A 13,226-nucleotide genomic window follows, 5' to 3' on the forward strand; every position below is an offset into this window, starting at 1 on the left:
CTATGATCGTCGATCGCAATTCGATGAGGAAGTCGCATGGTGCAGAACCTTCGCGTGGCCGTCGACGTCGGCGGCACCTTTACCGATATCTGCATCATGGACGAGGCAACCGGCCTGATCCGCATCGAGAAGACGGCGTCGACCCCCGACCCCATCGACGGGATCATGGGCGGTGTGTCCAAGGCCGGTGTCGATCTCGCCGAAGTGGCGCTCTTCTCCCACGGCACCACCGTTGCAACCAACGCGCTGATCACGCGCCGCCTGCCCCGCACCGCCGTGGTCACGACCAAGGGTTTTCGCGACGTCATCGAAATCCGCCGCGCCAACAAGGAAGACCTCTGGGACACCTACAAGGACGTCGTCAAGCCATACGTCCCGCGGCGCGACCGCCTGACCGTGCCGGAACGCGTCGACGCCGGCGGCATCGTGATCGAGCCGCTGGATGTCGAGGCAGCACGCAACGTCGCGCGTATCCTCAAGCGCCGCGGCGTTGCCGCGGTCGCGGTCTGCTTCATGAACGCCTATCTCAACGGAGCGAACGAGCGCGCCATGCGCGATATTCTCGTCGAGGAGATGCCCGACATCCCCGTCTCGATCTCCTCGCAGGTGCTCCCCGAAATCTTCGAGCACGAGCGGTTCTCGACCACGGTCGCCAATGCCGTCGTGAGCCCGGTCGTGGTCAGCTACACGAGCCGGCTCGGCGAGCGTCTCGCCGATGAGGGCTATACCCGCGATCTCCTGCTGCTGCATACCGGCGGCGGTGTCATGACGCCGGCCAGCGTCAAGGATTTTGCCGCGCGCCTTGCCGGTTCCGGAATTGCTGCCGGCGCCATCGCCAGCCGCTACATCGCCGGCCTCTGTGGCTTTCCCAACTCCATTGGCCTCGACATGGGAGGCACATCGACCGACGTCTCGCTCGCCTATGAGGGGCAGTCGCGCATCACCAAGGACTGGCACATCGAGTTCGGTTATCCGATCCGCTTTGCGTCCATTGAGGTCCTCACCATCGGAGCCGGCGGTGGATCGCTGGCCTGGACCGACTCGGCTGGCTCCCTGCGCAACGGCCCGCAATCGGCTGGCGCCTTTCCGGGCCCCGCCTGCTACAGCAACGGCAATACCCAGCCGACCAATACCGACGCCAACGTCACGCTCGGCCGGCTCGGCACAAATCTCGCCGGCGGCAAGGTGAAACTCGACCCCGCGCTGGCACGCCAGGCGGTCGAGGATGGCGTCGCAAAGCCCTTTGGCCTCGGCCTGCACGAGGCAGCCGACGCGATCGTCAAGGTCGCCAACGCCAACATGTCGGATGCTGTACGGCTGATCTCGATCAGCCGCGGCTACGACCCGCGCGACTTTGCCCTGGTTGCCTTCGGCGGCGCCGGCGCGCTGCATGGGGTCGATGTCGCCCGCGAGCTTGCGATCCCGGTCGTGATCGTGCCGCCCAACCCCGGCGTGACCTCGGCGCTCGGCTGTCTCCTGGTCGACATGCAGCACGATTTTTCGCAGAGCTGCATGACCGGCGCCGATGAGGCCGACGCCGCCGACATCGAAGCACAGTTCGCCGCTCTGGAGAAGGACGCGCTCGCCCGGCTTACTCACGAAGGCATTGCGTCACAGGATATCGTGCTCCAGCGATCGATCGACATGATGTACCGCGGCCAGTGGCGGTCGCTCGCGGTCCATGCACCGCGCCCCATCGGTGCGATCGCGGACCTCGTCCAAAGCTTTCATACCGAGCACAAGCGTGAGTACAATTTCCGCCGTGACAGCGCCCCGGTCAGCTTCTTCCGTCTCAATCTCAAGGCGGTGGGCGTCGTCCCCAAGGCGGAGTTCGCCATCCATGAACCGACCGGCGTGATCCCTGAGCCGGTTGGCCGCCGCAGGGTGTGGTTCGACGGCAACGGGTTGGACACGCCCGTCTACGAGCGCGACGACCTGCCCTGCGGCTTCTCCTTTCAAGGACCCGCGATCGTCGAGCAGGTCGACGCGACGACCGTCGTACCGCCAGGCGCCAGCGCCGAGGTCGACAAATATCTCAACATCATCATCCGCGTGAAGGAGTGAACCATGGCCGGAGATCTCCCGCTCGACCCCGTGACCTTCGAGGTCCTCAAGAACTCCTTCATTACCAGCGTCGACCAGATGGGCGAGCAGGTGCTACGGACCTGCTACTCCTTCGTCATCTACAACCGCGATTTTTCCAGCGCCCTGCACGACGCCAAGGGCGAATGCGCCGCACAGGGCAATCAGGACATCGCGGTCCATGTCGGTACGCTGCATTTCACCTGCAAGGACGTCATGCGCTTCTTCGACGGGGATATGCATGAAGGTGACGTCTTCGCCATCAACGACCCCTACGCCGGCGGCACGCATTTCCCGGATGTTCGCCTGATCCGGCCGATCTTCGCCGACGGCAAGATCATCGCCTTCAGCCAGTCGAACGGCCATTGGTCGGATGTCGGCGGCAGCGTGCCGGGGTCGTTCGACGTCTCCGCGCGCGAAATGTTCCGCGAGGGGCTGCGCATCACGCCGGTACGCCTGTTCGACAAGGGCCGCTTCTGCAAGGACGTCGCGCATCTGATCGCCTCGAACACGCGCGACCCGGTCTCGATCATCGGCGACATCCAGGCGCAGTCCCAGGCCACCCAGGTCTGCGAGCGCGAGATCCTGCGTCTCGTCAACAAATATGGTCGCGACACGGTCGAGACCGGTCTTGCTGCCGTGCAGGACTATGTCGAACGTTCGGTGCGCCAGCGCATTGCGGCCCTGCCCGATGGCGAATGGGAGACGGTCGACTTCATCGACCGCGACCCCGCCGGCGGCGAAGGCATGATCCCGATCCGTATCAAGCTGACGATCAAGGGCGACCGCGCCATCTATGACTTCACCGGCAGCCATCCAACCATCGGTTCGATCTACAACTCGGCCTTCGGTACGACCTTCTCGGCCGTTGCGGCCGGCATGAAGACTTTCTTCCCGGATCTCCCGCTCAACTCCGGATTCTACCGCTGCTTTGAAATCATCGCGCCGGAAGGCTCAATCGTCGATGCCAAATGGCCGATCGCGGTCACCGGCTTCCTGATGCCGTTCGAGAAGATCATGAATTCGATCTACGAAATGTGGTCGAAGCTGATGCCGGAGCGCGCGCTCGCCTGCGCCTTCAATCTCGAATATCTGCTCACCGGTGGTCTCGACGCCCGCAGCCCGGACAAGCCCATCTTCATGTTCTACGACTGGCTGCCCGGCGGCTGGGGCGGGCGCAACGGCAAGGACGGCAGCAATGTCACGACGGCATGCTTCGGCACCGGCCTGATGTCGCAGCCCGTCGAGGGCCAGGAGCGCGCCAATCCGATCCTGACCACCGAATGCGAAATCCTGAAGGACTCGCCCGGTCCGGGCAAATGGCGCGGCGGCGCCGGGGTCGTGAAAACCTCCCGCGTGCTCCAGGCCGAGAAGACCGTGATCTCCTATATCTGCGACCGCGAGCGTGCCGTGGTATGGGGCATCGAAGGCGGTTTGCCGTCCATGCCGCACGGCCTGACATTGACCCGCGCCGGTGGCCAAGCCGAAGAGCGGCTCGGCTCGATCTTCTCGGACGTCCCGATCGGCGAAGGCGATATCTTCTCGCGCCCGACAGCCGGCGGCGGCGGGTTCGGCGATCCGCTCGAACGCGACCCGGCCCTCGTGATCGAGGACATCAAGGACGACTATGTCTCGGTCGAGCGGGCTGCGAAGGATTATGGCGTTGTCGTGCATACCGTTGACGCCGAGCTTTGCGAATATGAGGTCGACAAGGCCGCGACCGCGGCGCTTCGCACCAAAATCAAGGCCGAGCGTGTCGCCAATGTGCGGCTCGATCCTGAGATCGTGGCGAAAAATTATCGCAACGGCGCGATCGGCGTGCTCGACGTGATCCGCCAGCACGCCGTGATCCTCGACTGGGGCACCGGTGCTCTGCTTCCAAAATCCACAGGTCAGTTTCGCGAGGTGTTCGAGCGGCGCTCGGTGGCGAAGTGGAGCACGGGCTGACCGATCGAACCGAGAGCGCGGACGACATGGATACGCCTGCTTCGAGGTCCGTCTACGTTGCGCCATCGCTGACGTCCGCGCTCGATGCGCTCGACGAAGGCGGCGCCGCGGCCGCGCCCTTCGCCGGCGGCACCTGGATCATGCGCGCTCCAATCCGGCACGAGCTGCTCAAGCCCCGTTACGTCGCAATCGGGAGCATTCCGGAGCTCCATGGCATTAAAATCGATGCCGATGCGGTTGAAATCGGCGCGGCGGTCACGCACGCCACGCTGGCCGCAGCGCTGGCGGAGCTTTCGGAATTTAATGTGCTCACGGCGGCGGCCGGCCGCTCCGCCAATCCTGCTATCCGCGGGATGGCGACCATTGGCGGCAACCTCGCAACGACAGCATTTGCCGCGGCCGATTGCGTGCCCGCGCTGCTCTGCCTCGATGCCGAAGTCGAGATCGCGAGCCGAGGCAGCCGGGAGCGGATCGATCTGGAGCAATTTCTGACAATGAGATCGACACTTGCGCCCGGGTGGCTGGTCCAACGCATCATCGTGCCGCGGCAGGAGCGCAAGACCGCTCACGCTCGCCTGCCGCTGCGACAGGCCGGAGACTATCCGACCGCCATCGTCAGTCTCGCCGTGAGCCTTGACGATGTCGGGCGTGTTCAGACGGCACGTGTCGCCGTCGGTTCAGTCGAGCCGGTTGCGCGTCGATGGGAGCGCCTTGAGGACGCTCTTGTCGGACATCCGCTGAACGCGGCGAAGGCTGCGCATGCAGCGGCCGGATTGGCCGATGAATTTACGGGTCGCGACAGTACCGACGTGCCTGCCTGGTACCGGGTGCGTGTTCTACCCGGCCTCGTCCGCCGTGCAGCCGCCGCGCTTGGCACTTGAACCGTCGGGGATGAACATGGGCCTTAGCCTGACTGTCAACGGCGATCACCTCACCTCCACTGCCGATCCCATCACGCCACTCGTCGACGTCCTGCGCGAGGAGTTTCATCTGACGGGCGCAAAGCCGGTGTGTCGCGAGGGCTTCTGCGGCGCCTGCATGGTGTTGATCGACGGCAATCCCACCCCGTCGTGCCTGATGCCGGCCGCGCTCGCCAAGGGCTGCGATATCCGTACCGTCGAGGGCCTTGCCGTCAATGGCGGATTGAACCCGATCCAGGCCGCGCTCGAGGCCTGCGACGCGGTCCAATGCGGCATGTGCTTTCCCGGCATGGTCGTGAGCCTGACGCATCTCCTCACAACCCGCCCCGGGGCAACGCGCGACGATATTCGTGCTGCTCTCACGGGCAACATCTGCCGCTGCACCGGATATGAACGCATCATCGAAGCCGCGCTGCTGGCGCTTGCGACGACATGACGGGAGACGCAAAAGTGTCCGATGCCTCCGCAACCATGAACTTTGCGCGTCGCGACGCGGCGGACAAGCTGCGCGGCCGCACGCGCTACACCATCGATCGCTACCTTCCCGGCATGCTGCACGCGGCTATCTTGCGTGCCGGCGTGCCATCAGGCAGGATCGCCCGTCTCGACATCACCAAGGCTGCCCGCATGCCCGGTGTGCGCGCCGTCGTGACCGCCGCCGATGCGCCCGGCATGATCGGGATCGGCATCGCCGACCACCCGCTCTTTGCCCGCGACGTGATCCGCTACGACGGCGAGCCGATCGCCGCGATCGCGGCGGACACGCTGATGCAGGCTCACGCCGCGCTTGCTGCAATTGACGTCGAGATCGAACCACTGCCCGTGGTTCTCACCATGGCGGATGCGCTTGCGCCGGACGCTCCGCTCGTGCATCCCGACTGGCGCAACTACGAGGTTCTGCTCGAGGGCGGTGTCCGCGGAGGCAACATCGCCTGGGAGGCGACCGTCGTTCGCGGCGACGTCGATGCTGCGTTTGCCCGGAGCGACGTCGAGATCATCGATAGCTCCTTCAGGGTCGGTCGCCAGAACCACGTCGCCTTCGAGCCGCGCGCAGTGGTCGCAAGTTATGAAGACGGGCGCTTCCACATCGAGACATCCACCCAGGTGCCCTGGACCATCCGCAACGCAACCGCACGCCTGCTGGGCGTGCCGGCCTCGCGGGTCCGCGTCACGGTACCGCCGGTCGGCGGCGGCTTCGGCCTCAAATTCGATCTCGCGATCGAGCCTTTTGCGGCCCTTCTCGCTCGCGCGAGCGGACGGCCGGTCCGGCTTGTCAATTCGCGCGAGGAGGAGATGCTCACCTGTCTCTTTCGCGAAAACGCCGAGATTCGCATACGCTCGGCGGTGACGCGCGATGGCGAGATCGTCGGACGGGAAGCCGTCGTGCTGATGGATTGCGGCGCATATGGTGGCGAACAGATTTTCCTGACGACGATGACCGCTCACACGCTTGGCGGAAATTACTCCCTTGGCGCAGTGCGGCTCGTCTCGCGCGCGGTCTATACCAACACCGCTCCGAACGGCGCTTTCCGCGCCTGCAACGGCGTCTACAACACCTTTGCGCTCGAGCTGCACAGCGACGAAATCGCGGCCCGGATCGGCATGGATCCCCTTGCCTTCCGCCGCCGCAACGTGCTCGGCGACGGCGATCTCGGGGCCACCGGCCAGGTGTTCGAGGGCGACGTGCTCGGCCCAATGCTGGACCGGATGGATACGATGCGCGATGCCGCCGCAACGCCGCCCGGGCGTGATGACGGCCGGCTTTATGGACGCGCGACCGTCGTCGGCACATGGTTCGTCTTTGTCGGCCCGTCGGCCGCGACCGTGAACATGAATGCCGACGGGACGGCGACGCTGGTGACGTCGGGGGTCGAGATCGGGTCAGGCTCCATGATGCAGGCTCTGCCTCAGATCGTGGCCGGCACGCTCGGCCTCAGCCCTCATGATGTGATCGTGCGCGCAGCCGACACGGACGCCGCCGGCTACGATGTCGGTGTCGGAGGAGGACGAACCACCGTGTCGCTCGGTGCGGCCAGCTTGTCGGCGGCACACGAGGTGCGCACGAAGCTGCTGAAGGTCGCCTCCGAGATGATCGAGGCCGCGCCCGAGGATCTGGTCATGCGCTCGGGGCGAATTGAAATTGCCGGAGCACCGGGCTCCGGCCGCCCGATCTCCGAGGTTGCGGCCCGCGCCCAGGCGCAGATCGGCCCGATCTCCGGCACCGGCGCCTTCACAGGAGCCGGTATGCCTGCGATGCCCGGCTGCGTCGCCGGCCATTTCATCGACGCGATCGACATCCCCGTCTTCGCCGTCCATGATTGTGAGGTTGCCGTCGACACTGAGACAGGACACGTCGAGGTATTGAGCTATCGCGTCGTGCAGGACGTCGGCCGCGCGCTGAACCCGCGCGCAATCCATGGCCAGATCCAGGGCGGCGTTGTGCAGGGATTGGGCTATGCCCTGCATGAGGAAGTGACGATCGGCAGCAATGGCCGCGTCCGTCAAAATGGCTTCGAGACCTACCGCGTGCCGCTGGCCCTCGATGTCGTGCCGGTCGAGATCAACCTGTACGAAGGTGCGCCGTCGATCGGTCCGCTCGGGACGAAGGGCGCCGGCGAAGTTCCGATCCTGAATGTCGCAGCCGCCGTCGCTTGTGCCGTCGCCAACGCAATCGGAAAACCGATCCTGGAGCTGCCACTAACTCCGCCGCGGGTGCTCGAACTCCTCCTCGACCAAAGGCCAACTCTCTCCCTGCCCCACATTGCCGAAGCCTGGACAAACAATCTGCTGCGCCCGCACAAATCAGACGGGTGGAATTGAACGACCAAAGGCGGCAAGATTCCGCTTGGAGCTTTCGCCCCTAAAACGAGCACCCAGGCTCGGCTGGATCGGTCACCCCGACCGTATGGTAGGCGCGGCCGAAATAGATCAGATTGTCGGTGCAGCCGGATTTTTGCACAGCCACGACACGGCAGAACAGCACATCATGCGTGCCGACATTGACGATATCGGCAATCCGGCAGTCGAACGCGGCAGCACAGTCGGCCAGCATCGGCGCGCCTGTTTCGAGCGTCGACCACGCGGCTGCGGCAAACCGTTCCTCCGCTGGCACCTTGCCGCCGAACAAGCGGGACAGTGGCTCGTGCCGGGCCGAGAGCACGTTGACGCACACCACCTTGTTGCGCGTCACGCCGGCATAGGCCGAGGAGCCGCGGTTGATGCAAACCAGCAGCGTCGGCGGATCGTCCGTGACGCTGCAAATCGCAGATGCAGTAAATCCGGCACGGCCAGCGCCGCCGTCGGTCGTGACGATACTGACGGCCGCACCGAGACGAGCCATCGCGTCGCGGTAGTCTTGAGGGGCGACGTCCTGCATCGGTATTCTTACGCCTCGACGGCAGACGCAAAGGCGAGCCTGCGCAACACCTGCACCAGCACGGACGCGCCGGCGGCAACGTGATCAGGTTCGGCCCATTCGTGCTCGACATGGCTCGCGCCGTCGCGGCACGGGATGAAGATCATGGCAGCGGGACAGATTTTGGCGAGATGACGGGCATCGTGACCGGCCGCGGAAAGGATCGTCATGGCGGAATGTCCCTGCTCACGCGCCGCCTGTGCGATGCTCGCCCGCAGGCGCTCATCGAAGGCGTTCGACGGCGCATCGACGAGCGGCGTCACCGTGACCGCGCACGGTGAGGCGTTCTCCTCGCAAAGCGCTTTGATACGCGCACCGGCCGCATCGAGCACGGCATTGTCAGGGTGACGCAGATCGATACTGAAGCTGACGCGCGACGGCACTACGGACGGCGCATTCGGCGAGACTGTAACCCGGCCGATGGTGAATTTGATGTCTGCGTCAATGGTGCCGATCTCGGTATGGAGCGCCGTCGCCATCCGGGCAAAGGCCGCGAGCGCATCCCGCCGCTCCAACTGCGCCAGCGTGCCGGCATGGCCCTCGGCACCCACGACCACCACCTGAAAGGTCTTCTTGCCCTGGATGCCGGTGACGACACCGATGGTGCAGGCGGCCGCTTCCAGCAATGGTCCCTGCTCAATGTGCAATTCGAGATAGGCTCCGGCCGCCAAGCCGAGTGGTCGATGCGGCATATCGGGAAAAGCCTGATGGAGGCGATCGAGCGCCTCGCCGACGCTGATGCCGTCTGCATCGCGCGCGGCGCGGATCGCGTCCATGTCGCGCTCGCCCGTAAAGGCCTCCGAACCCATCATGCCCGGAGCGAAGCGCGAGCCCTCCTCGTTCATCCAGGCGACGACGATGATGTCGCGCGCAGGCTTGTCGCCTCGCTCGGCGAGCGAGACCACCGCCTCCAACGCTGCCATCACGCCGGCCGCACCGTCGAACTTGCCGCCGGTCGGCTGGCTATCGAGATGGCTACCAAGGAGAAACGGCGGCGCGGCGCGGTCGCGGCCGGCCAGCGTCAGGAACAGGTTTCCCGCATCATCCGTCGACGGTGTCAATCCTGCCTCAAGCGCCCAGCCGATGACCCGTCGCCACGCCGCGATCTCGCCATCGCTCAGCGCCTGGCGGTTGACCCCGCCGGCCGGCGTCGCGCCGATCTCGCCGAGCGCCATCAAGCGGGTCCAGAGCCGATCGGCGTTGATCAGAGGCTGGCTCGTCATCGATCTACTTCGTACGCATAATCTGGCCCGGCAGCGCGCGGGGATCGCGTGGCAGCCAGTGTCCGACCTCGACCTGGGCAATGAACTCGGCGAGCAGTGCGTTGAACGCCGCCGGTTCTTCGAGATTGAGCGTGTGGCCGGTCTTGGGGAAGACCGAGAGGCCGCAGGCCGGAATGGTCTTCTTCAGGAAGATGCCGGGCTGGAGGCAGTGATCGTCCTCGTCACCGACGACGACCAGCGTCGGCACCATCATCTTTTTCAGGCCGTCTTCGAGGTCATAGAAGGACGGCCGCCGCGCCTGGACGCCGCGCATGGTGTTGGCGGCACCACGATCGGAATGGGTGGCAAGACGATCGGCGAATTCCTGCCAGCCGCGCGGATCCTTGTTCTGGAACTGAACGCGGCTCGCGCCGAGCGCATAGATCTTCGAAAACTCCTTCGCGCCCTGCTTTTCGAAATTGTCGGCGACTTCGCGCGAGACGCCGCGAAAATACTCCTCGAACTCCTTCTCGCAGCCATAGCCGGCACCGGCAACCGTCAGCGACAGAGCGCGCTCCGGCGTACGCAGGCCGAAATGCACCGTGCAGAAGCCGCCCATGGAGAGGCCGACGATGTGCGCTTTCTCGATCTTGAGCGCGTCGAGCACGGCGACCGCATCGTCCGCAGCGATCGCCTGCGAATAGGCCTCCACGCTGTCGGGCACGTCCGACGGCGGATAGCCGCGCGCGGCGTAGCTGATGCAGCGGTAGCGGCGGCTGAAATAGCGGAGCTGCGGCTCCCAGCTTTCGTGATTGCCGCCGAACTCGTGAATGAAGAGGATCGGCGTGCCCTCGCCCGCTTCTTCCACGTGAAGCTCCACACCGTCCTTCGTTGTGATCATCGTCATCGGCATCGTCCCTAGAATTGCGGCGGCAGGTCGTTCAGCGTGCGTGCCTGCGCGACCATCTCCGGCAATAGCGTGCAGAGCTTTTCGACCCAGGCCTGCGGCACCGAGGTGCTGATCTTCACAAAACGGTTGCCGAAGCGCTGGGTGTGATAAGTGCCCTGGCGGATCATGATGCCCTGGCGGCGATAGCACTCGACCAGCGCCTCGGGGCGGATGCCTGCCGCGATGGTTTCGAGCACCAGGAAGTTTCCGTGCGAGGGCATGATCGGCAGCGCGAGTCCCTCGATACCGGCCGCCGCCTCCTGGATCATCGCCTTGTTGGCGCGGTCGGTGCTGCGGACCTTCTTCATCCATTCGGCCTTGACCGACAAGCCCGCCTGCGCGGCGCGCTGGGCGATGACGCTTGCGCCGAGCACGCTGGTGGAGGTGTGCGCCAACTCCTCGAACAGGTCGGGCGCTGCGACAAGCGCACCGATGCGCAGGCCGGCGAGCCCGAGCCATTTCGAAAAGCTGGTCGAGACCACCGAGCCTTTCGGCGCCACATGAAGTGCCGGCGTGTGGCCGTCGGCGAAATCGCGGTAGGTGCAGTCGTGCACCAGCAGCGCGCCGCAGTCGCGCGCGATCGCCGCAAAACTCTCGATCTCCTCGCGCGTGTAGCGGATGCCGAGCGGATTGTTGGGATCGACCAGATAAATGATCGCGGTGCGCTCATCGACATGGGCCTTCAGCGCCTCAGCCGTCAGGCGATAGTTGCAGGCCGGATCGTAGATCGGAATCTCGATCACCTCGGCGCCCTGCTGGCGCGCGAACAGGCACGGCCATTTCCAGGTCGGATCGGTCGTCACAAACGTCGTGCCGGGCTTGCAGCGGGCGCGGCAGATCATGGCCAGCGCGTTGACGCCACCCTCAGTCACCAGCGCTTCGGCACCGGGCGTGCCGAGATCAGCGACGATCGCCGCGCGTAGCGCCTCGAAGCCGAGCGGCGGGGCATAGGCATTGAACTCGCCCGCCTCGATCGAGCGCAGCATCGCTTCGCGCACGGCGGGATGGCTCTCGATATGGTTGGTGTTCTGGCCGAGCCAACAGAGTTCCGGCGTCGCCAAGAGCTCGTCGAAATAGCGATTGCGGACCAGCGCCGCGGATTGAGGTCCCGACATCGACGCCTCAGATCACCGAGCCGCGCGCGGCAATGCCGCCGTCGATCGTCACCACGGTGCCGGTGACGTAGCCCGACCGCGGCGAGGACAGGAAGGCGACGAGATCGGCCACTTCTTCCGACGTCGCTGGGCGCTTGCCCGGATATTTGTCGAATAGCTCCTCCCAGCGGCTTTCGTCGCCGAGCATGTCGATCGCCTTGCGCTTCATGATCTTGAGCATGCGGTCGGTGGCCACCGGCCCCGGATTGACCGCGACGACGCGCACGCCGTGATCGAGACTGCGGCCGCCGAGCGCCTTGGTGAAGGACATCAGCGCCGCATTGCCGGTCGAGCCCGCGATGTAGCTCGCGTCCCAGTTCTCACCCGAATTGCCGATGATGTTGATGATGACGCCGTCCTTGCCCTTCATGCGCGGATAATAAAGACGCGACAGCGTGATGTAGCCGAACACCTTGAGATCGAAGCCGCGCCGCCATGCGGCATCGTCGAGGATCTCCAGCGAGCCGGCCGGGATGTCGCCGGCGTTGTTGATGAGAATGTCGATGTCGCCGACTTCGGCCGCGAGCTTCTCCATCGCAGCCGTACTCGACAGGTCGAGTGCGTGGATGCTGATCTTCACACCATGGCGGGCTTCGAGCTGCTTCTTGGCCTCGAGCATCGCCTCGCCGTTGCGGGCAGCGAGATGCAAATGACAGCCCTCCGCGGCGAAGAGCTCGGCCACCGCAAGTCCAATTCCTTTCGACGCCCCGGTGATCAGGGCGGTCTTGTTCGTCAGCTTCAGGTCCACTCCGGGTCTCCAGGATGCAAGCTAGATATACAAGGTCTAGCAATTTGCATACCAACCGATCCCCGGGTCATTCGAAGCCGGCGAGAAAGTCCAGAAGGTTGTCGCCGAGCAGGTTGACGTGGTCCCGCATGGCGCTGTGCGCGCGCTCCGGATCGTGAGCCAGGATCGCCTGCATGATCGCCTCATGCTCGCGGATCGTATCGGCGATCCGGTTCGGCATGCGCGTCACCCGGCGGCGATAGGCCGCCACCTGATTGCGCAGCTTGCGGGTTTGATCCGCGAGGAAGGCATTGCGCGAGGCCTCGTAGATCGCTTCGTGGAATTCCTGGTTGATGTCGTAGAAGACGTCGATGTCGCCGGTTTCGCCCGCCGCCACAAGCCGCTGGTGAATCTCGTCAATTTCCGCCCCCCAGGCTTGCGAGACACGCCGCGCGGCAAGCCGTGCGCAGAGCCCCTCCAGCTCCGCCATGACCTGAAACATCTCGATCAGCGCCTGCGCCTTGATGCTCCGGACCGTCGCGCCCTGCCGGCCGCGCAGCTCGACCAAATTGTTGGCGGCCATCAGGCGGAACGCCTCTCGCACCGGCGTGCGCGAGACGCCGAAACGCTGGGCGATTTCCTGTTCGTCGAGCCGGCTGCCGGGTTCGAGATGGCCCGCCGCGATCGCCCCTTCGAGCTTCTGGCGCAGGCTCTCGGCGAGCGTCATGCCGGGGCTCGCAGCGAGGGTTTCGTGCCCATTTTTGACGCGCTTGCCTCCACTCTGTGCACTAATATCTGCCATCATGTTTCTCCGATACCAATGTAAGTAT

11 protein-coding genes are annotated in these 13,226 nt (G+C 65.0%); 5 read left to right on the top strand and 6 right to left on the bottom strand.

Annotated features, from left to right (window positions below; translation table 11 throughout):
- The first annotated feature begins 39 nt into the window (after positions 1-39).
- From ABIC09_RS13750 to ABIC09_RS13770, 5 genes are read left to right on the top strand one after another with little or no spacing between them, the layout of a single operon-like run.
- A complete protein-coding gene (locus ABIC09_RS13750) occupies positions 40-2,064 on the top strand; it encodes a hydantoinase/oxoprolinase family protein (RefSeq protein ID WP_354032192.1) in 2,025 nt (674 codons plus the stop codon).
- Positions 2,065-2,067: 3 nt separating this feature from the next.
- Complete coding sequence (locus ABIC09_RS13755) at positions 2,068-4,029, top strand: hydantoinase B/oxoprolinase family protein (protein ID WP_354109584.1); 1,962 nt, start codon at positions 2,068-2,070, stop codon at positions 4,027-4,029.
- A gap of 26 nt (positions 4,030-4,055) precedes the next feature.
- Entirely contained in the window at positions 4,056-4,910 is an 855-nt protein-coding gene (locus ABIC09_RS13760; protein WP_354109585.1) for an FAD binding domain-containing protein, read from the top strand.
- A gap of 10 nt (positions 4,911-4,920) precedes the next feature.
- Complete coding sequence (locus ABIC09_RS13765; RefSeq protein WP_354085718.1) at positions 4,921-5,385, top strand: (2Fe-2S)-binding protein; 465 nt, start codon at positions 4,921-4,923, stop codon at positions 5,383-5,385.
- 14 nt (positions 5,386-5,399) lie between these two features.
- Positions 5,400-7,769 carry a xanthine dehydrogenase family protein molybdopterin-binding subunit gene (locus ABIC09_RS13770; RefSeq protein ID WP_354109586.1) on the top strand — a complete coding sequence of 790 codons (2,370 nt, stop codon included), beginning with the start codon at positions 5,400-5,402 and terminating at the stop codon, positions 7,767-7,769.
- 40 nt (positions 7,770-7,809) lie between these two features.
- On the opposite strand, the gene ABIC09_RS13775 is transcribed toward ABIC09_RS13770, so the two are convergent.
- The 6 genes from ABIC09_RS13775 to ABIC09_RS13800 form a co-directional block, all read right to left on the bottom strand.
- Positions 7,810-8,325, bottom strand: coding sequence for a flavin reductase (locus ABIC09_RS13775; protein ID WP_354109587.1), 516 nt, complete (start codon positions 8,323-8,325; stop codon positions 7,810-7,812).
- Positions 8,326-8,333: 8 nt separating this feature from the next.
- On the bottom strand, positions 8,334-9,587 hold the full coding sequence (locus tag ABIC09_RS13780; RefSeq protein ID WP_354109588.1) for a Zn-dependent hydrolase: 1,254 nt from the start codon (positions 9,585-9,587) through the stop codon (positions 8,334-8,336).
- Between the two features lie 4 nt (positions 9,588-9,591).
- Positions 9,592-10,473, bottom strand: coding sequence for an alpha/beta fold hydrolase (locus ABIC09_RS13785; RefSeq protein WP_354109589.1), 882 nt, complete (start codon positions 10,471-10,473; stop codon positions 9,592-9,594).
- A gap of 11 nt (positions 10,474-10,484) precedes the next feature.
- Positions 10,485-11,630 carry a pyridoxal phosphate-dependent aminotransferase gene (locus ABIC09_RS13790; RefSeq protein ID WP_354109590.1) on the bottom strand — a complete coding sequence of 382 codons (1,146 nt, stop codon included), beginning with the start codon at positions 11,628-11,630 and terminating at the stop codon, positions 10,485-10,487.
- A gap of 7 nt (positions 11,631-11,637) precedes the next feature.
- The gene (locus ABIC09_RS13795; RefSeq protein ID WP_148749149.1) at positions 11,638-12,417 is read right to left on the bottom strand and encodes an SDR family oxidoreductase; all 780 of its coding nucleotides are present in this window, start codon (positions 12,415-12,417) and stop codon (positions 11,638-11,640) included.
- A 67-nt stretch (positions 12,418-12,484) separates the two neighbouring features.
- Complete coding sequence (locus tag ABIC09_RS13800; RefSeq protein ID WP_354109591.1) at positions 12,485-13,123, bottom strand: GntR family transcriptional regulator; 639 nt, start codon at positions 13,121-13,123, stop codon at positions 12,485-12,487.
- Positions 13,124-13,226 lie beyond the last annotated feature (103 nt).

It is taken from the genome of Bradyrhizobium sp. S3.12.5 (assembly GCF_040548225.1).
Taxonomy (GTDB): Bacteria; Pseudomonadota; Alphaproteobacteria; order Rhizobiales; family Xanthobacteraceae; genus Bradyrhizobium; species Bradyrhizobium cytisi.

Coding starts and splice junctions, on each gene's coding strand:
- ABIC09_RS13775 (WP_354109587.1), bottom strand. CDS start 8,325: ATGCAGGACGTCGCCCCTCAAGACTACCGCGACGCGATGGCTCGTCTC.
- ABIC09_RS13790 (WP_354109590.1), bottom strand. CDS start 11,630: ATGTCGGGACCTCAATCCGCGGCGCTGGTCCGCAATCGCTATTTCGAC.
- ABIC09_RS13780 (WP_354109588.1), bottom strand. CDS start 9,587: ATGACGAGCCAGCCTCTGATCAACGCCGATCGGCTCTGGACCCGCTTG.
- ABIC09_RS13760 (WP_354109585.1), top strand. CDS start 4,056: ATGGATACGCCTGCTTCGAGGTCCGTCTACGTTGCGCCATCGCTGACG.
- ABIC09_RS13785 (WP_354109589.1), bottom strand. CDS start 10,473: ATGACGATGATCACAACGAAGGACGGTGTGGAGCTTCACGTGGAAGAA.
- ABIC09_RS13765 (WP_354085718.1), top strand. CDS start 4,921: ATGAACATGGGCCTTAGCCTGACTGTCAACGGCGATCACCTCACCTCC.
- ABIC09_RS13755 (WP_354109584.1), top strand. CDS start 2,068: ATGGCCGGAGATCTCCCGCTCGACCCCGTGACCTTCGAGGTCCTCAAG.
- ABIC09_RS13800 (WP_354109591.1), bottom strand. CDS start 13,123: ATGACGCTCGCCGAGAGCCTGCGCCAGAAGCTCGAAGGGGCGATCGCG.